Here is a 20,027-nt window from a genome sequence, read left to right on the forward strand (position 1 = left end):
AGTGTGAAGAAAATTAAAGGTTGGATTAAAACTCATTGGTTCGCAACGCTAGTCATCTCAATTTCAGCTATTTTAGTTATCTTATCAGCTTACTATGCTTTGGATTTTGCAAAAGATGCTAAGGAGATCAGTGACAAAAGGGCGATTTATCAATTAGGAGTCACAGCTATTGCTGCCTCTGTTGGTATCGGAACAATTCTCAACTCAACACGATCAGCTAGCATTGCTGCAGAATCAATGAAATTGACCAAAGATAAAGAATTAAGAGAACAGTCATCTCATTTAGTAGCCAGCTCACAGTTGAGTTCTTCTAAAATGAGTCCACCAATGTATAAGGATACTCATATTTATAGTCCTGCAAAATACCTTGCTCAGCCATTAACCGATGTTATATATCCACCTCAACAAACATTAGAGTCTTATAATGAATCAGTAGTTAACTTCAAAAAATCTTTAATGAGTATTCAAGCGGAGCAAATAAACGAAGAAAGTAAACTCAACACACTTCACTTATTAAACATCGGTAAAGGTGTATGTTTAAACTTAGAATACAATTTCAAGTTTATGAATAAAGATGAATTTGATAACTATTCAGTTCAATATGACACTGATAAGCAGGGAGAATATGATGTTGTTGCTCCAGCGACATATCCATCATATGACCTGTTTGTGGAGCAGAACAAAGAGTATTTAAGGGTAATCATTGTTGATCACACTATTTCTTATCTTGCTGATCAAGTTTTACTAGAAAGCAACGAGATAGAACATTATTCCACATTACACGTAAGCTTTGTTTATTTAGACCAAACAACTCATATTCCATTTCTTGAACCTGGAAAAGATGTTCATCTACCAATACCAAATGAATTTATGGTTCTCTGTAAACACTATTTAATTATGAGCTCATATAAAAAACAGGAAAGTAAATTGCCAATTTCAAAATATGTTAAAGCAAGCATACAACATTTAATTGAAGGAAAGGCGATTTCTCCATTAGGGGAAATTAGAATATCCTACATGGACGAAGAAGATGTGAGGGCAAGGAATAAAGATCCTATTCGCAAGGAATTGGTCTTTAGAGTTAACATAAAAGATGCTTCTATTTATAGAAATGGTGACGACATTCATTTTTATCTTGAATTTACTCCAATATCAAAAGAGCCTCAGAAAACAAAGAAAAAACGAGCCTACGGTAAGTAGACTCGTTTTTATATAATTGTATAGAATAATTTAAGGGGGAGTAGTATGAAGAAATTTAAAGATTGGTGGATAAAAATTATTAGCGCCAGTGTATTGTGGTTTGTTATACCTACTTTTATTTTAGTTCTAACACCAACTCTTTGGTATACCAGGCCACTTTTAAATTTAAACTCAGAAGATATAACGATTTATAAATTTGCTATCACAATACTAGGAGTTGCCGTTGGTATCGGAACTGTTATAAATTCGACTCGATCAGCCAAAGCTGCTGCAGAATCAATTCGAGTTACAAAAGAAAAAGAACTAAGAGAGCAATCACCCCATCTTCTAGCATTGTCAGAGTCATTAGAAATACCCTTAGGAGCTCCAATGTATAAAAAATATTTTGATGAATCCCCACCTGATGTGAGTTTATTAAGCAGAGAAAACTATAGGTCCCATAAAGAAATTATCGAAATTGTCGAAGAAAATAAAGATAATAGGCATCTTAATATAGAGTATATAGAGTATTATAAGCAATATTTAGATTATGAAAAATTTATAAGAAATTTAAACAATAACAAATTTGATTTTAATGAAATATCAAATTTCATTTCAGTTCTAAATACTGGTAAAGGAACTGCGACAAATTTAGAATATGAGTTCATTTTCGAAAATATAAATGTGTTTTCACGATATAAATTTGATTCTTCGTATTCCGCTTCTCTAAGTAGTAATGTTCCTATATACTCTATTTTAGTAGAAGATATTTCTACAAAAAATGCTTTAATTAGAGTTTCAGATTTAAAAATACCTGAAGAGTATCATGCTATATCATATTTTCAGGAAGATAATGTTTCAGAATATCTTATAAAAAAAGAGGAAAAAGTATATCTTAATGTCCTTCCTTCAAATAAAGAACATCAATTCCCAATCCCTATGATGTTCTCCATAATGGTAAAGCATTATGTTATTTGTAAATATTATCAAGACACGATTAAAGAAATCAAGAATTACAATTACCTACACCATCTTCTAGATACATATATTAATGAAAAAATAGAAATTCCTAAAGGGAAAATAGTGATCAGATATATGGATGGTGAGATAATTAGACTAAATAATGGGAAAAAACGAAAAGTTGAACTGACTTTTGATTTACTATTAAAAGAAACTAGTTTTAATATTTCCAATGGAATTATTTCTAACGTATTTTTAGAAACTAATTTTGTCAGCGAAAGGTATGTATAATGCAAAGAAAAACGAGCCTACCGCTAAGTAGACTCGTTTTTTAAAGGATTTAACAAAATATTTAAGAGGAGAGAAGCACGTGAATAAAACTAGAAAAGCTAGTGTTCTTTACATTGTTATACCTATTTGCTTGGCAATTGTTATCTTTATTATTTGGTATGGCTATCCTTTTAAGAAGTTTACTGATCAAAATCTAAAAGTTTATCAACTCGCGCTCACTGCTTTTGCTGCTACAGTTGGTATAGGAACAGTAGTAAATTCTTCTCGATCTGCTGACATAGCTGTAAAGTCTATGGAGTTAGCTACTAAAAAAGAATCGAGAGAACAATCTTGTCATTTGATTCTTAGTTCTTCTTTAACACAATTTGATCTAAGCCCACCTATGTACGAAAATGATTTTAGTTATTCTCCATTAAAAATTATTCATGAAACCTTTAAGAAAGTAGAGAGCGCATATGACGAAGAAACAACAAAATATAAAATTAATGAAGAGAGCGCTAAAAAAACAGTTAAAAGTCTAAGTTCGAAAAAAATAAAAAGAAAAATTTCATCAAATCATATGAGAATACTTAATATAGGTAAAGGAGCTGGAGTAAATTTAGAAATTTCTTTTGAATTTTTAAATTTAAAAGATTTCGCGAACTATCAGGCCACTTCAGATGAAGTCAACTCCACATATTTTGGAGAAGGGTCTTATCCTTATTATGATTTGAGTATAATAAATAGTGGTAGCATTTATGTTATCAATGTCGCTGATAACTTTGTAAGAAACTATCAACAGCTTTTTAATTCGGAAAATCATGAAAAAATACTTTTTCCAGAGATTGATTTGGAATTTAAAGATGAAAGAAAAACTAAATATATTGATTTTGTTAATCCTCATAATGAGATTGAATTCGCCATTCCAAATGAATATATGATCCTTTGTAAACATTACGCACTTGTATATCGCTATAAAAAATTATATGAAGAAAATAAAATACCATTTACAGTGCTCCCGAATGTTCAGCATTTAATTTCGTCTAACATTATTAAACCATTAGGAAGATTATCTATAAAATATTACGATGAAGAAATGGTAAGAGAAAAATATTATAAAAACTTACACAAAAAAGAAGTACAGTTTGATTTATCTATTAAAAATGAATCAATTATTTCGGAAGATCAAAAGATAAATTTTTATATTGAAATAATACCTGTTCCTTTAATAGAAACACCATCTAAAACAAAAAAACGGTCTACCGTTAAGTAGAATCGGTTCAAAATACTCTAAATTGAGGGGGAGCTATCATACAAGAACCGTCTAAAGATTTAACAAAGTTTATATTGATATTAGCTTCTGTTTTTTTACTAGGAGCGATCATTATTTATAATTTATCTAAAGGTGATATGAATTTTTTCTTTGAGTGTATGAAATTTTTATTTAGTGTTATTGCAGCTTATGTAGGTATAAGAGCAGTAGTAAATTCAACGAAGTCTGCTAAGCTCTCTGCTGAATCTGTACGAATTGCTACCGAATCTATTCGTGTTACTAAAGAAAAAGATTTAAGAGAACAGTCTGCTCATCCTATTATACTTTCACTAATAGAAACATTTCCTTACAATGCACCACTATATAAAGAAAAAGTACAATATAAATTCCCTGTTAAAACAATCATCGAAGAAGTAGATGATGATGATTTTATTGGACAATTAAATTATGAATCAGATAAAGCTTATTTCGAAAAGGATTTCAAACGACATGTTAAAGCTTTTGTTAGTAATTTAAATTCTTTAAAATACGAACGTTCTTCTATAGCAAATGAAATAGAGATAAAGAATGTTGGAAAGGGGTCCTGTGTAAATTTAAATTATGAATTTATTTTCGAAAATAAATACCAGTTTGATGACTATAATATTAATCCGCCTAAAAATAATCTAATACCACCAAAGAATGTACCTTCTTATCAAATGAATGTTAAAAAATATAAAGATTTCTTTGAGATAGTTATAACTGATAATCATTTAGCTAACTTTATGAGTAGTATCAACGTCGAGTGGGAAGATATTGAAAAAAATTTTATAGAAAGTTCGTTGAAAAACAATATAATATTTCCTGAAAAAAATATTTTTACAAACTATAATTTTTTGGAATCAAATGGAACTTGCAAAGTGCCAATTCCAAACGAATTTATAATTCTTTCAAAGCATTATGCAATAATGAATATTTTAAGAAATCAACAAAAAAATAAAGAAATGCATAATATTGTCGCTTCTTCTGTCTCATCTATAATTGAAGCAAATTTGATTAAACCAGTAGGGATTATTAACTTATCATTTTACGATGAGAGTCTTATTCGATCAGGGGAATACACTTCAGATAAAAAAAATAGATTAACTTATAATGTAGCAGTTAATGAAAACGCCACTATATTAAAAGGAGACGAATTTGTTATCTATCTCGAAGCAAATTTAATTGAACCAGAAATAAAATCTAAAACGTAGAAAACGATCTTAATTTAATAGGATCGTTTTTGTATGTTTTAAAATTAATATTTTATATTTATAGTTTCTTATAAACATCCTTTACTGCTTCGAATAATTCTCTAAATGAAAAGCTTTCACACTGTAACTAAAAATATTTGTAAGTTTCTTTATATAGGAATACTTGAAGCATGATTTCATATTTTAAAAAACTTAAGTAGAGAAACAAAAAGACAAATCAATGTACCTAATCTTTTATTTTAAATAGATTTTTCTAATTCTAAATCACGGAATAAATAAATTTAATATTAGTTATAATCTGATTTTATTTTAAAAATCCCAAATCATAAAATATTAGTTAGAGAAATAAAAATTATGGTATTCGTTTGAAAAAAGTATTTAAATTATGTAAAAAATAGTAGAATTGAATTAGGCGACGTCTCCAGTTTTGATTTTTTAAAACGAAAGGGAGATGCTCCGTGAGCATAGAGAACAATAAGGGATTAAGTAGAGTAAAAAGGAAAGAGCTAGAGAAAGAAAAGAAACAAAGGCGTAATCAAAGTATGATTGGTTCATTCATGAATGGATTTATGTATGAGCTTGGAAAGCAATCAGGAAATCTTTTGTTTTGGGAAATCCTGTTCCATTTCATAAGTAAGTAATCTACTGCAGTGATCAACTAGATGTAAAGTGCTTTATAGTTCTGATTGTGACATTATCAGGAGAGGTCTTGATGAGAGAACAACGCCTGTTATTTTAGGTAGGTTGTCTGTAGGTGGCAACCCGTTAACAGAATTGGAGGCGTAAAGAACATTTTGTAAACTCATTAGATAAATACGAAAAGGGACCTTGGCTAGGTGGGCCAGGTCCCTTTTGTATTGCTAGATAAGTGTAGGTTAGGAGTTAGCATTGTAAAAATGCTTGTAGAGAACAATAAGTTACTTAATTAAGGAATTTACTGAAAAACTCATTCGAATAACATAAAAATTTTACTAAGTTTTAAGTTGCCATAAGTGTTATTTTTTCCTACAATTGAGGCTTTTTCCAAAGCTTGTACATAAAATATAATTTGTGCTCATTTTTATAATAACGTTCCCTCCCTTCCATTTAATTTTGCAGATATCTGATGTACTTATAATAGGTGGTTTATAAGTCCATCAAATTTATTATAACCTTGATATACTTACTTGAAAATAAGGAAGAAATTTTTAATTTTATAAGAAATTCATGAAAATTTTAACTGATACTTTTTATAAAGATTTTATTAATATGATTATATGTATAAAATCAACCTTTTATCGGTTCTTGTACGCCATTTTAGCTGCATCAAACAATTGATCTAGCTGCTGATCATTTAAGCTATATCCGAGATATGTATGAACTTCTTTCTTCAGGTATGCTTTCATAACTTCTTCGTTCTTCTTGTGAGGTAAGTTAGGATATTTAGCTACGCATTCTTTGACGACAGATTTAAAGATTTCTGCTAGTAATTCGTTGTCAGCTATAAAACTTTTGAACTTCTGACTACTCATAATGTATTTCACTCCTAATGCAACAATTGCAAAAAACGTACCCATTAAGGCTACGCTCAATTCGAATAAAAATTTTTCCATGTTATCCTTGTCCTTTCTCTTCGTGGACTTCTTCTACGACCTCCTCGATGGTTGCGTTAGTTGCGAGTGCTTCTTCCGCATTCTCTAACATTGCTTCGAGGGATTCCGTCTTACGACGCGTCCAGAGGAGCCACGGGCTTAAATCTTTATGTCCTGCCTGTACCATATTCTCAAGAACGGACTGTGCTTCCCGGAGGAACATAATACAGTATGAGAGTGTTCCGATCAGTCCAGCGACGTCCTGAAGCTGTTCGAAACGATAAATCAAACCTACCAATACGATGACAATCATGTAAGACAGGAGCTTACGACGTGTCCCAATCCACATTTTATGACTAGACAATGCTTTCGTTCGGATTGCTTGCATGAATCCACCAGACTCTTTAGCGATAGCATAATACTTGGTTGCGAGGTCTAAGATGAGTAATCCGAGGGTGATCATGGCATATGTCTTGTAGCTCTCTGTTGGAAAACAGATGTACGAAAAAATACCGCCAAACCATATCAAGTATGGGTTGACGGTTAACCAAGCATTAGCCATGTAATCAAGTACCTCTTCTCTATAAAGTTTTAATTCGTTTAACAAATCATCATCTCCATTTCAAATTTATCTCTCTTGGAGATCAGCCCAGTTTCGTTAGTTTTGAGTTTGCAGAGACATAGAACTCTTTACCGGCAGAGTTTTTTACTTTGTACCAGTTCTTGTCGGCAGTCGTAGAGATGTAATCTAATTCTTTCCCTTTGCCCATGACAGCATAGACAACTTCTTTATCCATTTCTGGTTTTGTACGCATGTTGACCGCTTCGAGAGCGATTACTTTTTTCGCTTTACTGGGTGCGGCTTTTTTACAATCGAAGCTTTCACGGCAAGTTTGTCACCAATCTGAAGTGCATCTGATTTAAGACCATTCCATCTCATGAGGTCACGAACTTCAACTTTGTATTTCGCTGCAATTTTCGTGAGGTTGTCACCTTTGACGACAACATAGAGACCTTTTGCTTCTTTCTTGACTGCTTTCTTAACTTTTGCTTTTTGAACGACAGCTTTAGCCTTTTGAACTGCTAGATCGATAGTAGATGGTTTTTGTCCGCGAACAGCATCATAGAGCTCAAAGTGGGGAGCATCATAGAATGAAGTCCAATCTCCACCCCAATCAAACCCTTGTTTCTTCATCTCAGTAACAACTTTACGGAAGTCTGCATCAATGACCCATTTTGCTTTTGTGATATCTCCGTCATATAAGAAGAAATCAACTGCTACACCATAGTTATGGTTCGATTGACCACCACGAGCATTTGTGACGACGTTACCCGGAGCTGTACGACCTTGTGCATACAATGTATTTTGTTCCGCGATAGAACGATACCCTTGCGCAACACCGACGTAGACTCCTTGTTTATGCATCTCAGCAATGACATAGCGAACCTTATCAGAGACGATTTTCTTCATGCCAGGGTTGTTCAGACGGACGTTTGCTTTCTCGAGCAATTGGTTTAATGTGATTGCCATTATGTATTTTCCCCTTTAAAAGTAAATGGTTGTATATAAAAAGAGGGGAGACCGAAGTCTCTCCTCTTGAGTTTGAAACTATATGATTAGTAGTATGCAATCCAGTTGACGGCTACATCACCAGGAGCAGTGCGGTTTACCCAAATACGAAATCCTGTAGAGGTGATACTCGTTACACCTACGCCACCAACAGTCGTTCCAGGAACAGTCGTATTCGGCGTAGCCACTACAGTTGGTGATCCAGGGAAAGTCTTACCGAAAGAGACATCATAATATTGAGTCGGGTTCGCTGAAGTGACTGTAACAGTCTCACGACCTCTCGCATAATGGTTCCCGATTCGATTTTCTACATCTGTCTCCGTGGATACTTTTATACCGTTTTGATAAAACGTTCTGGCGTATAGATCGTTTACTCCGCATTGGATTTTAGCGTCTATGTTTAAAGTGTTCGCAGAAATTTCAAGGTCTCGCGTAGAATAAATATTTGGACCATCAGTAGCATCCACACTAATAAGCAGCGATGTGAAAAGATTTGAATCTTTATTTTTACGATACATGCTGAGCAAAGCTGATTCTACCATGGTGTAAGATTGTTCACGTGCAGTGAAGTCATTATCAGAACGGTCTTTAGTTCTTTTGATTTCCATCTTACTCATGTCGTAATATGTTTCATATTTTGTATATGGGAAGAAACCATCGTTGTTTGAAACGGATGCCGTATACTTAAGACCATTTTTATTTAACTCCATTGTGCCGGAAATACCTGCTGTAGAAGTATAGTCATTTGCTCTAAACAAAGCCCCTTCAATCGTTCCCCCTTGAATTAATGGAGAAGAAATTCGATCACTACCTAAGTATGTAGGTTTTCCACTCAAATCAGACCAAGCATTTGGCGGTTTACTAGTCAATTGATCCCATTGAATTGATCCACTTTTAACAATGATGTCCTCAAGCACTACTTTCCCGCTTGTATCAACAGAGAATACATCCTTTGAATCTGATTTCCTTTTTACTTTAATTCCGTCCGCAGCATTAAGTGAAACTTTGACTAATGAGCTCTCAGAAACCAAACCTTCACCGGTATTCAAACGGAGACCATTTGAACCTGCTTCAATCTGAATTGCTCCACCCTTGATGTAAAGACCGCGATAATCAAACTGAGCATAAACACTAGGATCTGACGTAGTGGCTCTCATGCCATATGTACCGAACGAAATAGACGTAGGTAGATCAGCTTCTACGTTCATCTTGTCAACAATTGCTAAAACAGCATTATTATAAGCACCTGTCGCAGCAGAGTTGGCTTTATTTTCTGCATACTTGTTATCTACTGAAGTCCAAGCTTCATCTATCTTCGTACTTAATTCAGAGAGTCGTGTACGGTATGTCCCAAATTTGCTTGATACATCTGTTCGTTCTGCATCTGTAATGACTTTATCTGAAGTAGACGTATTGATCGAAACGACGACTGCGTTATGCGCAGCAATGAAGTTGTCATAAGCCGTCTTCAGAGCATTTTTCTGAGGATCAACTAAAAGGTTATTCGCATAGACCCCGTTATACTGACTTGTTAAACTCGATTTGCTAGACTCCAACATATCTAAATTTGATTTGATTGATAATGCTTCAGATTCATTAATCACACCGTCTTTAAACGTTGTCGTCACTGTCGTCTGGAATGTTGATAAATTACCTGAAACCGTGTTGATGGAGCTAGTTAAACTAGATTTCACAGAGTCCGTATATGCAGTAGCGGATTGACCCGCTACAATATTCCATGCATCACTAATTTTCGTTTTGATGTCAGTAATCTTATCTCGATAAGTTTGGAAGAGAGTGCTGATTTCATTTTTTTCTGTCGTCGTAATAATACTGTCAGATGTTACAGCTGCAATCTTGTTTAGTAAATTAGTGTGAGCAGTCTTATAGTTTTCATGCGATGTATTAAGACTAGATTTAGAAGAAGAATCCAATAAACCATTATTGTATATCTTACTAAATTCAAGACCCAGCTCTTGTTTGTCAGTATTAAGAATGTCGATATTCGATTTAATCGAGAGGGCTTCTGCTTGGTTAATGATTCCATCTTTGAATGTGGTAGCGATATCCGTCTCAAGCGTGTCCAAAGCACTGCTGACTTCAGAGATAGCTGTGTTTGTCTCATTAATCTGACCTTCAAGAAGCGTTTTAGCAGCGTCCACTTTAGCTTGTGAGCCCTCTGGTGTCTCTTTGGCACTCCAAGCTGAAGCAGAGCGGATATTTTGATCACTCAACCCACCGTTGATTACGAGTGAACCGCTATCAATTTTCATACCGAATGTACCGAACTGAACAACGCTATCACCATTCGTATTCTTAACAACCCCTGACTTCATATCTCCATTGACGATTTTCATGTCTGTAGCCGTGATTTTTTGTGCGTTCAGATTCCCATCTGTATCCGTCCATAGGAGTTTTTCAATCGTCTGACCATTGTAACGAGAGATATAGAACCCTTCATCTTCGACGATTCCGACTTGGTTCTTCCGGTTATCGACAATGAGACCGAATCGATCCGCTTGTCCAGCAGGAGAAATCAAACCAAGCTTGATAACCTCTTGTTTGTTGCGGTTCGAAATAGATAGCTTGTTCCCAAGAATACGCATGATGCCGTCTTGATCTTCGATGGTAACGTTGACTCCAGCAATCAGTTTCCCCATAACTCGTTCCGCTACAATACCATCAGGAGTGATAGCTACTCCCCAGTTAACCCCATTATCTTTTGTAAGGGCTAAGATCCCATTTTGAATAACGAGATATTTCGAGTTGTTTGAGTAATCTCGACTCGTTAATCCGCGAGCTGAAAACTCCGTGAGTCCAGCGGCTCCACCTGTGACTTTTTTCTTCACTGCGTCAAAGTTATCGTTGATGATAGCGTTGAGTGTTCCGTTGTTCTCTTTACTTAAATCCCACTTGTATTTATTGTCGTTAACGACCGTTGCAACAAATGAAGCTTCATAGATCATTTTGAGGAACTTGTCAGCGCCATCTTCTTCTTTCGTAAAGTTAGCAATCTGAAGTGTCAGTGACTTCTCGTAGTAGTTTCGTGTGAAGCCAAGAATCTTACCTTCGAGTATACGATTCTCCCAATCATCCTCAGTGCGAACCGTATCACCTAGATAAAGCTGTTTGTGGACAAGAGGAACTTCTAATGAGGATAGGAAATCTACAACGCTTAAGTTGACGTTAAGAGACGGTTTGCTGTAATCCTTAAACGCTTTCCGACCTTCTTCCAGGAGCTCTTTAGCATCGACAATAGAATCATTTGACCACTCTTTACGAATAACGTAATAAGAACGCTCTTTGATTTGTTCAGGTGTGAAGTTATTACGAATCAATAACTGTTGTTTTAGTAATCCTAACTGACCGCCAGCACTTCCTAATTCCACATATCCTGTGTCGAAATAGTCTTCTCCAGCTAATGCAGTAATTTGTGATTTCTTTGACTGAATCAAAGTCTCGATTCTCTGAATCTCTTTAACAATGACTGCTTTCTCAGCTTCGTAAGTGGCGTTAGAGACCCCATTGTTCGTGCCAAGCCAGATATCGATTTGTTCTTGTTTTTGAACAAGCAATGTATCTTGAATGGACTGATCGGTCTCTAAGTTGCTGACATCCTTCATGAGTGTTTCTAATTGTGTCAAGATAGTCTGGAACGAAGGTGTTAGTGTCTCGATCTTTTTCGAGTACTTGACGATTGCTCCAGCTAAAGAATCAGACATAAACATACTGCTTTTCAAAACGTTTCCGTTTGCATCTTCCTGGTAGGGATAGAGGAAGTAACTAAAGTCCTCGATATACGTCGAGCCAGTAGGGTTTACTTCACGAATCGTAAGACCTTCGGATCCATACAATGCTAATTGAGTAGCAAGACTGTCCGAGTTAGAATCTTTGCTCATTGACAAGAGATAGTTTTGATATGTAAGTTTTAACCCGCGATTACGACCGATCTTATCAGGATGTTTGAAGTGGATTCTAAGATTTAAGTCATCATAAATAGGGACAGCACCAAACTTTTCGGCTACTGCTACAACCAATTCACCTAATGACCCGTCGTGAGTGAACTCGCGTCGTTTTAAATCAAACTCAACATCAACATCACCTAAGCGCCAAACTGTATCTTCATCACGATCTACCGTTTCACGAACGATTTCAGATAATGTCCAAGAAGAGTAATCTAAGCCATATGGGTGGTCGTTCTCGACAGTTGAAAAAGCTTTAATCGGAATATCTGAAAGAGTATAGGCAGTTGATTTGGCTGTGATCATGGCGCGTTTACTGTCAATGTCAATATTGCGGCCACTAATGATATACCAGCGTTCCTGACCTTCAGAACGTAAACGAATCAACATACGTTCGAGCAGCTTCTGAGCGTTTAAATTCACTTTGTTTTCCTCAAGCGTCTCAAACTTAAGTGGGACAGTGAAAGTCAACTCAGTCAACTGACCAACATTAAAGTTTTCTGTCTCATCAAGTACTTCGCTTAGGCGAGAAATGATTTTACGGTCTGGTCGAGCTAAATGAAGGACTGGCCGTTCAATAGGGGGTTGAGCATCAAAATACATATCTAGTTATCTCCTTATATGCAAAAAGACGCCCCGAAGGACGTCTCTCGTTAATATTTTGTATTCCTGGTCACGACCAGTTGTTCTTCATTGATTATGCTTGTACTTCGTAAACAGGTTCTTCAGGTTCAGTGATGTCATAACCCGTTTGTGTTAATTTAATGCCAACCTGTTCCCGTAAGTTTGATAAGTCTGGCACATCTGCATAGCTATACGTTCCAGTTAAGACAGCCGTATACCATACTTTTACGATGTAAGATTTTTCAGTAAACATATTATTTAGCATCTCCTTGATCATTTGAAATGATATCTTTAATAACTTCACGTAGATTAGAAAGGTCTGGAACGTCTTCAACCGATAAACCTCCCTCAACCTGTTTTAACCAAACTTTCACGATGTAAGAGTCTTTGGTAAACAATTAAAACCCTCCCATCGAAATCAACATAGTTAAGTCCATAACAGTGTTATCCATGTCATTTTGCATCTGGTCATTTTCTGCTTCAAGTGATTCGTTCTCTTTTTGAAGCTGTTCGATCAACTCGCGGTTGGTGATTTTACGAGGTGATTCAGGAGGAGCTTCACCAACCTCCACTCACTCATTTCCATTCCATTTTGCTTTATAGAACGATGGAGGACAGACCTCTATACAGTCCTCTGGAACGTTATAGACATACTCTAAAACTATTATTTTATTCGGCTGAGGAATCTCTACTTCAGCTTCTTCTGATGTTTCCTCACCAGGTTCTTCTTCTATCTCAGGTACATCGTATGGTGGCTCATCAAGAGTCTCTAGCTCTGATTCCTGTTCTTCTACAGGAGAATCTTCACTCTTGATATCACCTTCTACTTCTTCCTCAAGGATGGGGATTGGTAGTTCTACTTCAACTTCAATTGTTTCTAAATGCAAAACGACAGGTTCTAAATAGAACCCGTCGCCATCAATTCGATAGACTTGTTTCATAATACTTCACCTCCTCTTAAGCCACTGGGAATCGTATGCCGTCAAGAGAGACAAACGAGTTCCCGCCAGAGCCAACACTTTGTGTAACCGTTACGATACCTGCAGTTGAGATAGAAATTCTATAAATGTTTCCATCGTTACCTGCTAGTAGACCTGTAAATTGCTTGATAGGGCGATAACCAGTCGGCAAGGTCATCATTGTACTGCCAAGCGTTCCAGACTTGACTGCTCCAATCAACTCAACAAATCCATCTTTCCCTAACTCATACTTCGGTGTCTGAGTAGCATCAAACTCAACCCATGAGTTCTGTAGTGTTGCATTAACCCATTGCGGTTTTGCTGAGCTCCACACATCTGTCGAAAGTTCGACGTTCAATTCGACATAATCCGTATTGATAACGGAAGCCGTAGTGCCATCGGAAGCATCGGCATATGCGAGAAAGTGAACGAAACCACTTGGGTCAATATGAATTGTCCCCACTATCTGAATCAACTTAGATACTGAGCCACTAGTATGAGAAGAAACATTTCCCCATGAGGGAGTACCGTTCCCGGCATACCATTGAGCAAGATTAGCCTTGTTGCCAGCAGGACTCGAACCAAAACCGAACCAGTTAAAAGTAAGTTTTGATAGGTTACTCTTGAGCCAAGCGACCTTATCCGCTGTCGTTACACCAGGAATAGTGCCGTAAGTGCGTTGGACGTGTTCGATTAAGTTAAAAGTATAGCGGTTTTGTGAAATTGATCCCTGTGAAGTTGAAGAAATTATTCTCAACGATCCGTCTATTGAAGATAAACTATTGTAATGTGCCTGTGTATCTTCAGAAGTAGCTGAGGGATTAGACATAATCGATGTTGAGACAGAATAACCAGCAGTATGCGGATTTGCCGTCGTACTTCCTGCAACCTTCCCCACAAAATTCGCATTTGATTGGTCTACGAGTTTGTTGCCGAAAAGGACGTTACCGAGCGTATTGTTATCAGAAGATTTTTGCCAAGTGCGCCATCCACTTGAAGTACGAGTACGAACAAATGCAGTATTTGTTGTTAAATTCGTTGCACGCTGAATGATGTTATTTGAGCTATCTGCAAAATATGTTTCTACTAAAGCGTAAGTTACACCAGGTGGCATATTGAGCGTAGTTGAAGTTGTAAAGCTTGTGCCAGAAGCAGATATTGTATCAAGGTCAGAAACCATGTTTTCTTTGGCACGACCGTTATCAGCAGTTAACTTCCATTTCTGCGCATTGTCCAAAACTGTCTTATCTGCAGCACTCATAGCACCTGAGCTTGATGTTGTAGCAACACTAAGGTTCGAAAGGATATCCGTCGATAACTCAACAGTAAGCTCTGTATAATCCGTATTAATTACTGATCCCGTCGTTCCGTCAGAAGGATCAGCATAAGCTAAGAAATGAACAAAACCATTAGAATCAATAACCGCATTAATATCAGCTTGTGTTGGTACTGTACGTTGAACCTTGCTAACCGTACCAGCGGTCGTTGGAATACCTCCGTACCATGCGTTACTTTGGCTATGCCACATTGAAATTGTTGCTTTGTTTCCTGTAGCACTAAAACCATAACCATACCAATTTAGTGTCATTTTAGAGATGTTTTGCTTCAACCATGTGACTTTATCTGTTGTTGTACCTGGAATTGTTCCATAAGTCCGCTGAACGTGTTCAATTAAATTGTAAGAGAAAAGCTGCTGTCCGATCGCATTTAATGCGGTAGACGAACCACCTGAAACAGTTGTTGATCCATTAAGCGATGAAATCCCATCGTACTCAGAAGAGTTAATTAGCTCAGAGAGTATTGGAGTATTTGTCACTGGATTTGTCAAACTATTAGGTGCGCCTCGCTTAGCAATGTGTGGATTTACTCCGTTGCTGCCAGTAACTTTCCCTACAAAATTAGCAGTCGTCTGATCAACAAATTTGTTCCCGAATAAGAAGTTACCAATGAGGTTGGTGTCTACTGATTTTCTCCAAAGTGACCAGGTTGATCCTAGATCTTGAGATACGCGAGTATAGAGAATGTTTGTGGCAAGATGGAACAGTTGAAAAATAATACTTGCGCCTCGCGTTGATACGATTAAAGAACCTGACATATCTAATCCATTTAAATCTGTAGAAAGAACATTATAAAAACCGGAAGTAACTACTTTATTTAAATCGCCACCAACAGATTTTCCTGAACCTGATGAATTTGTTAATGCCCATAATTGAGAGTTATCAGACTTCACTTTATCACTAGCGCTCATAAGACCTGAAGCCGTCGATGTAGCAACTGGTAAGCTCGATAAAATATCAGTTTTAAGCTCTACGATAAGTTCTACATGGTCAGTATTAATAATGGATGATGTGGCGTTATCACAAGCATCTGCATGTGCAAGAAAATGAACAAATCCGTTATTGTCAATAACTGCTGACAAACCTGAACTAGTTACTATGGGAACCGTTAACCTTGTGATACTAGCATTGCTATGTACTTGCTTGGCAGCTTCATATGTTTGAAATTGATGATACCAAACAGTAGCGCTTGCTTTGTTTCCAGATGGAGAAGATCCATATCCATGCCAGTTGAAAGTTAGTTTAGATAAATTAGATTTCAACCAGCTTACTTTATCAGTCGTTGTACCAAACAATGTGATCCCATATTGTCTTTGAATCTGTTCGATTAAATTAAACGAGAATTGCTGTTGAGCCATTGCTGCGTTCGAACCAGAGGGGACCTGCATTGTTTGAGGCGTACCATCTAAGATACTGATTAAGCTGTTCTCCGCTGTCGTAAATTCCTGCAAGGCTGCAGAAGCAGGTGGTAGTAAAGAAGAATAAGTTGCCGTGTTAGTACCTGATGTTCGTCGGGCAATATGAGGATTTGCCGTTACTGAACCACCAACTTTCCCTATAAAGTTAGCAAGCGTCGTGCTTGTCATTTTGCCTCCTAGAACGCTTTTGGTGACATCTTCAAAAACCTCATTTAACGCCCCTGTAACTGACGTTTTAGTATCTGTTTTTAAAGTTTTCAAAGATCCGACTTGAACATCGTCATCTAACTTAACACTGGTAACCGCTTTGTTTGTGATTGTACCGACGACAGCCGCTTTTGCCGCATCTCCTTGAGCTTTAGCGTAATCTCCCTGAGCTTTAGCATAATCGGCCTGAGACGTTGCTTGAGCAGCTGCTTGACCTGCTAGAGTACCTTGGTTTGTAACTTGAGCAATACTATTCAGTACACCTGCACGAGCGTTGTCAGCATCTGTCGCAGCTTTACGTGCTGTATCTGCAGCAGTGCTATTGGCGTTAAGCTGATTGAATACTGAGTCAGCAGTTGATTTAGCATAATCGCCTTGAGCCTTAGAATAATCACCTTGTTCTTTAGCGAAGTCACCGTACTTTTTAGATGTACTATTTTGAGCTATTACTGCAATAGTAGCCGCATTTGCTTCATCACCTTTTTGAATGGCATAAGACGCTGCATTTAACGCTGACTGAGCAGATGTATCAACAGTCTCAACAATAGCATCAAGAGTTCGAGTGACAGATCCTTTCTTGTGATAAACACGCTCAGAGGGAATCTGAACTATACCACGACCCTTATATCGCGCTGTGACAGTTGTATTTTTTGTAGAAACAAAATACACAGTTCCATTCGTGTAATCCACGTAGAACTGTGTGCCAGTAGGTGTATTCGTATCGATTTCTGTGTGCCCATCAATTAGAACACCATTCTGTTTAACAGGCATCTCAGACAACAATAGCCGTCCATCTACGACCTTAATTGTCTCCACTTTATCTACGAACGGATCAGCAATTGATCCTTCTCGCAATTGGTAGATAAACGGATTATTAACTTCAAAACCCATGTGTAATTACCCCTTTTAGCGATATCGCTCTCGATATCTAAATTTAAAACTGGCGTTCCCGACTAATTGAATAGGGGAGACACCAGTTTCGATTTCTATGTATTTTTCATTGCATACATCGTATCGATAGGTCTCTGGAAGTGATGATTGAAGACTTTTATACAAACAATCAATAGTTAACACTTCTCCAGAGGCCATCAAGGTGACTTCTAAACTTTGACCTGTACGGACATTGATCACCTTTACTGGGCTACCACTCGAAATATCGCCTTTGGCTGTAATCTCGATCATAGGAAAAAGTGATTTTGTTCCTGTATTGGTGAAGTTGAAAGTGGTCGCACCTTTAAAATCAAGAGCGTGAATTGGACTCCACCAGTAGGGGGAGTTAGTGGTTAAGGTGACTTCTAGATATCCCTGGTAGCCATCGTGTCGAATTTTAACTTCTCCTTCAATCATGGCGAAGACGAGACGGTCAGGGCGCTCATCAAAGTAGAACGGCCTATAGTAATCGACATCGAACCATGCGCGGACGATATCAAGCTGTCGTTCATCGACACCGCGCTCCATATAGATCGACATCGTAATCTTGATGTTTTCTTTCGTAATACTTTTGAAGAAACTCACATCTCGACCTTTGACTGTATCGGATTCAATCGTCGTCGCTGACATCAGCGTGTCGTCATAGAGACCGCTGCCTACGTTGACTTGTGTAATCCCGTAATGCATCGAAGGAATACCGTCATATGTAAATCCTAAGAAGTGTTTCATGTAATTCACCACCGTCTAAAATTATCTTTTTATCGTAAAAAAAAGAGAGGAGGGAAGACCCTCACTCTCAGAAACGCTTGTTGAACTTGTTTTGCTGGAGGTTGACGAGTTCTTTTGCAAACTCTCTTGCTCCTTGCTTGCCGTCTTTGATTTGGTTGTTCGAGAAGTCCAAGTGGATATTCTCAATCATGACACCATCATCACGACGTTGAGCAATTGTCGGCGCTGTTTTGACACCGTTCATCATCTTCCACAATGCTTTCATCGGTTTCATCATTGCATCCGTCTGCTTGATTGTATTGAGCAAGTTGGCCGTCTGTTGTTCAGTCAAGACTAACTCCTTCTTGTGAAGGATAGCCATTGCTCCGGATTCAGGTATATTCGCTGGAGTCATACCACCCGTTTTGAACTTGGCGATTTTGCTCTTAACGACGTATCCTTTTTTTCCGCCGACATCGACTTGGTAGTACGAGCCTTTATCGCCTAGAATCTTCATCTTCGTACCTTTTTTAATCGTTTTAATTCCATTGGATCCAGTGTAATAAGGATCTTTCCGTAAGGTGACGTCTTCTTTTGCTTTTGACGTACCTTTCTTCGTATCTTTTGTTTTGTTCGTTAAATCTTTATAAAGCGCATCTAACTCTGCCTTCCCAGCACTCGCTTTTGCTTTTAAGTCTGCTAATGACTTAGTGAACGTATCTGCAGCCTTTTTTCGTTGAGCATCTGTCGTAGCTTTTTCATAGTCGGTGCGGTACTTCTTCAGAATATCTGCCTCACGCTTGTCAACGTATTGCTCTTTATCCTTCATTGCTTTCAAGTACAGATCATAACTCTTCTGACCAGTTTTTTTCTTGATTTCAGCCAATCTAGCTTTTGACTCTTTCGTGTTGTACTTGTAATTCTTTTGGAAATCATCTACCACTTTTCGGAGTGCTAAGATTTTTTCTTGGTGTTTCGTATCGAACCCTGCTCCATATTTCGTCGGAACTTTAGATGTTTCTAGCTCGCTGTTCTTAACCCAACCAATCTTGCCGTTTCCAAGCTTAATTTGAGTATGAGAATCTGTTTTACGGATGACTTCGTACTCGCGTCCATTTATCAGAGATCCAATGGCTTTACCGTTTACAGAGCTTCGAACTGTGATTCCTTTTCCGTTTTTCGCTTGCTTAGCGAACATCTTATATCCGCCTTCTTCAAGGTTATTCGATTTGTCATCACCAGCAGAAGGAGTAGGAGGGGTGACGTTGTGGCTCTCGTCATTCATTCGCTTCATTAAGTCGAGAACTTCTTTTAACTTGGTGATGATGTTTTGCTCAATTGATTTACCTAAAAGATCATAAGCAGTAGAACCATCAGCAGCCAATTTATCAAGAGCTTTCTTTAAGTGATCCGACATCGTGATTGTCTTCAAATCAGTTTCATCGTAAAGTGTTGCCATATCTCCAACGATTCCTTTGAAGGTTTCCCCTGAGTTATCAAGTACATTCTGGAAGTACTTCGAAGTTCCATTGAGCATATCTTTCGCCATCTTTTCAGCATTGTCGTAATGACCTTTCATAAGCTGATCACGGATTGCACTTCATTTTCTTTCGTCATTTAACAACTCATCATATGATTTGTTAAGCTGTTCTTTCATTTCTTCGTAAAGCTTTTCTTCCGCTTCGCGGCGTTTCTCAAGTCGTTTCTCGTAATCTTCGAATGCCTTATCTTCTTTTTCTTTTTTCTCGTCCATGTTCTTGTTATAAGCATCACGCTCATCTTCAAGAGCTTCACGTTGCTTATCACGATTGCGGTCATACAAATAGT

General features: G+C 37.3%; 17 protein-coding genes. 4 read left to right on the forward strand and 13 right to left on the reverse strand.

All coding sequences use genetic code 11. The features are described from left to right. Nucleotides 1-3: 3 nt before the first annotated feature. The 4 genes from KNQ18_RS16055 to KNQ18_RS16070 all read left to right on the forward strand — a co-directional run bounded on the left by KNQ18_RS16055 (nucleotide 4) and on the right by KNQ18_RS16070 (nucleotide 4,914). Nucleotides 4-1,200: a hypothetical protein gene (locus KNQ18_RS16055; protein ID WP_215085566.1), complete on the forward strand. Its 1,197-nt coding sequence runs from the start codon at nucleotides 4-6 to the stop codon at nucleotides 1,198-1,200. A 45-nt stretch (nucleotides 1,201-1,245) separates the two neighbouring features. Next, nucleotides 1,246-2,430 carry a hypothetical protein gene (locus tag KNQ18_RS16060; protein WP_215085568.1) on the forward strand — a complete coding sequence of 395 codons (1,185 nt, stop codon included), beginning with the start codon at nucleotides 1,246-1,248 and terminating at the stop codon, nucleotides 2,428-2,430. A gap of 79 nt (nucleotides 2,431-2,509) precedes the next feature. Next, a complete protein-coding gene (locus KNQ18_RS16065; protein WP_215085570.1) occupies nucleotides 2,510-3,682 on the forward strand; it encodes a hypothetical protein in 1,173 nt (390 codons plus the stop codon). 158 nt (nucleotides 3,683-3,840) lie between these two features. Further along, a complete protein-coding gene (locus KNQ18_RS16070; RefSeq protein ID WP_215085572.1) occupies nucleotides 3,841-4,914 on the forward strand; it encodes a hypothetical protein in 1,074 nt (357 codons plus the stop codon). Nucleotides 4,915-6,188: 1,274 nt separating this feature from the next. On the opposite strand, the gene KNQ18_RS16075 is transcribed toward KNQ18_RS16070, so the two are convergent. The 13 genes from KNQ18_RS16075 to KNQ18_RS16135 form a co-directional block, all read right to left on the reverse strand. Beyond that, the gene (locus tag KNQ18_RS16075; protein WP_215085574.1) at nucleotides 6,189-6,506 is read right to left on the reverse strand and encodes a hypothetical protein; all 318 of its coding nucleotides are present in this window, start codon (nucleotides 6,504-6,506) and stop codon (nucleotides 6,189-6,191) included. A 1-nt stretch (nucleotide 6,507) separates the two neighbouring features. Beyond that, the gene (locus tag KNQ18_RS16080) at nucleotides 6,508-7,047 is read right to left on the reverse strand and encodes a phage holin family protein (protein WP_215085576.1); all 540 of its coding nucleotides are present in this window, start codon (nucleotides 7,045-7,047) and stop codon (nucleotides 6,508-6,510) included. Nucleotides 7,048-7,129: 82 nt separating this feature from the next. After that, entirely contained in the window at nucleotides 7,130-7,300 is a 171-nt protein-coding gene (locus KNQ18_RS16085) for an SH3 domain-containing protein (RefSeq protein ID WP_215085578.1), read from the reverse strand. Nucleotides 7,301-7,320: 20 nt separating this feature from the next. Beyond that, nucleotides 7,321-8,016 carry a M15 family metallopeptidase gene (locus KNQ18_RS16090; RefSeq protein ID WP_215085580.1) on the reverse strand — a complete coding sequence of 232 codons (696 nt, stop codon included), beginning with the start codon at nucleotides 8,014-8,016 and terminating at the stop codon, nucleotides 7,321-7,323. 86 nt (nucleotides 8,017-8,102) lie between these two features. Beyond that, a complete protein-coding gene (locus KNQ18_RS16095) occupies nucleotides 8,103-12,620 on the reverse strand; it encodes a phage tail protein (protein WP_215085582.1) in 4,518 nt (1,505 codons plus the stop codon). Between the two features lie 94 nt (nucleotides 12,621-12,714). Then, nucleotides 12,715-12,894: a hypothetical protein gene (locus KNQ18_RS16100; RefSeq protein ID WP_215085584.1), complete on the reverse strand. Its 180-nt coding sequence runs from the start codon at nucleotides 12,892-12,894 to the stop codon at nucleotides 12,715-12,717. Nucleotide 12,895: 1 nt separating this feature from the next. After that, the gene (locus tag KNQ18_RS16105; protein ID WP_215085586.1) at nucleotides 12,896-13,039 is read right to left on the reverse strand and encodes a hypothetical protein; all 144 of its coding nucleotides are present in this window, start codon (nucleotides 13,037-13,039) and stop codon (nucleotides 12,896-12,898) included. Next, the gene (locus tag KNQ18_RS16110) at nucleotides 13,040-13,213 is read right to left on the reverse strand and encodes a hypothetical protein (RefSeq protein WP_215085587.1); all 174 of its coding nucleotides are present in this window, start codon (nucleotides 13,211-13,213) and stop codon (nucleotides 13,040-13,042) included. Then, nucleotides 13,214-13,582 carry a hypothetical protein gene (locus KNQ18_RS16115; protein ID WP_215085589.1) on the reverse strand — a complete coding sequence of 123 codons (369 nt, stop codon included), beginning with the start codon at nucleotides 13,580-13,582 and terminating at the stop codon, nucleotides 13,214-13,216. Between the two features lie 16 nt (nucleotides 13,583-13,598). Then, the gene (locus KNQ18_RS16120; protein WP_215085591.1) at nucleotides 13,599-17,453 is read right to left on the reverse strand and encodes a pyocin knob domain-containing protein; all 3,855 of its coding nucleotides are present in this window, start codon (nucleotides 17,451-17,453) and stop codon (nucleotides 13,599-13,601) included. Nucleotides 17,454-17,468: 15 nt separating this feature from the next. Continuing rightward, nucleotides 17,469-18,221 (reverse strand): phage tail family protein, encoded by a 753-nt coding sequence (locus KNQ18_RS16125; RefSeq protein WP_215085593.1) that lies wholly within the window; start codon nucleotides 18,219-18,221, stop codon nucleotides 17,469-17,471. A 67-nt stretch (nucleotides 18,222-18,288) separates the two neighbouring features. Continuing rightward, nucleotides 18,289-19,737: an SH3 domain-containing protein gene (locus tag KNQ18_RS16130; protein WP_215085595.1), complete on the reverse strand. Its 1,449-nt coding sequence runs from the start codon at nucleotides 19,735-19,737 to the stop codon at nucleotides 18,289-18,291. 63 nt (nucleotides 19,738-19,800) lie between these two features. After that, nucleotides 19,801-20,027 (reverse strand): hypothetical protein (locus KNQ18_RS16135; RefSeq protein ID WP_215085597.1); only part of this gene is annotated, 227 nt, incomplete at its 5' end.

It is taken from the genome of Exiguobacterium sp. s78 (genome assembly GCF_018618985.1).
GTDB classification, from domain to species: Bacteria; Bacillota; Bacilli; order Exiguobacteriales; family Exiguobacteriaceae; genus Exiguobacterium_A; species Exiguobacterium_A abrahamii.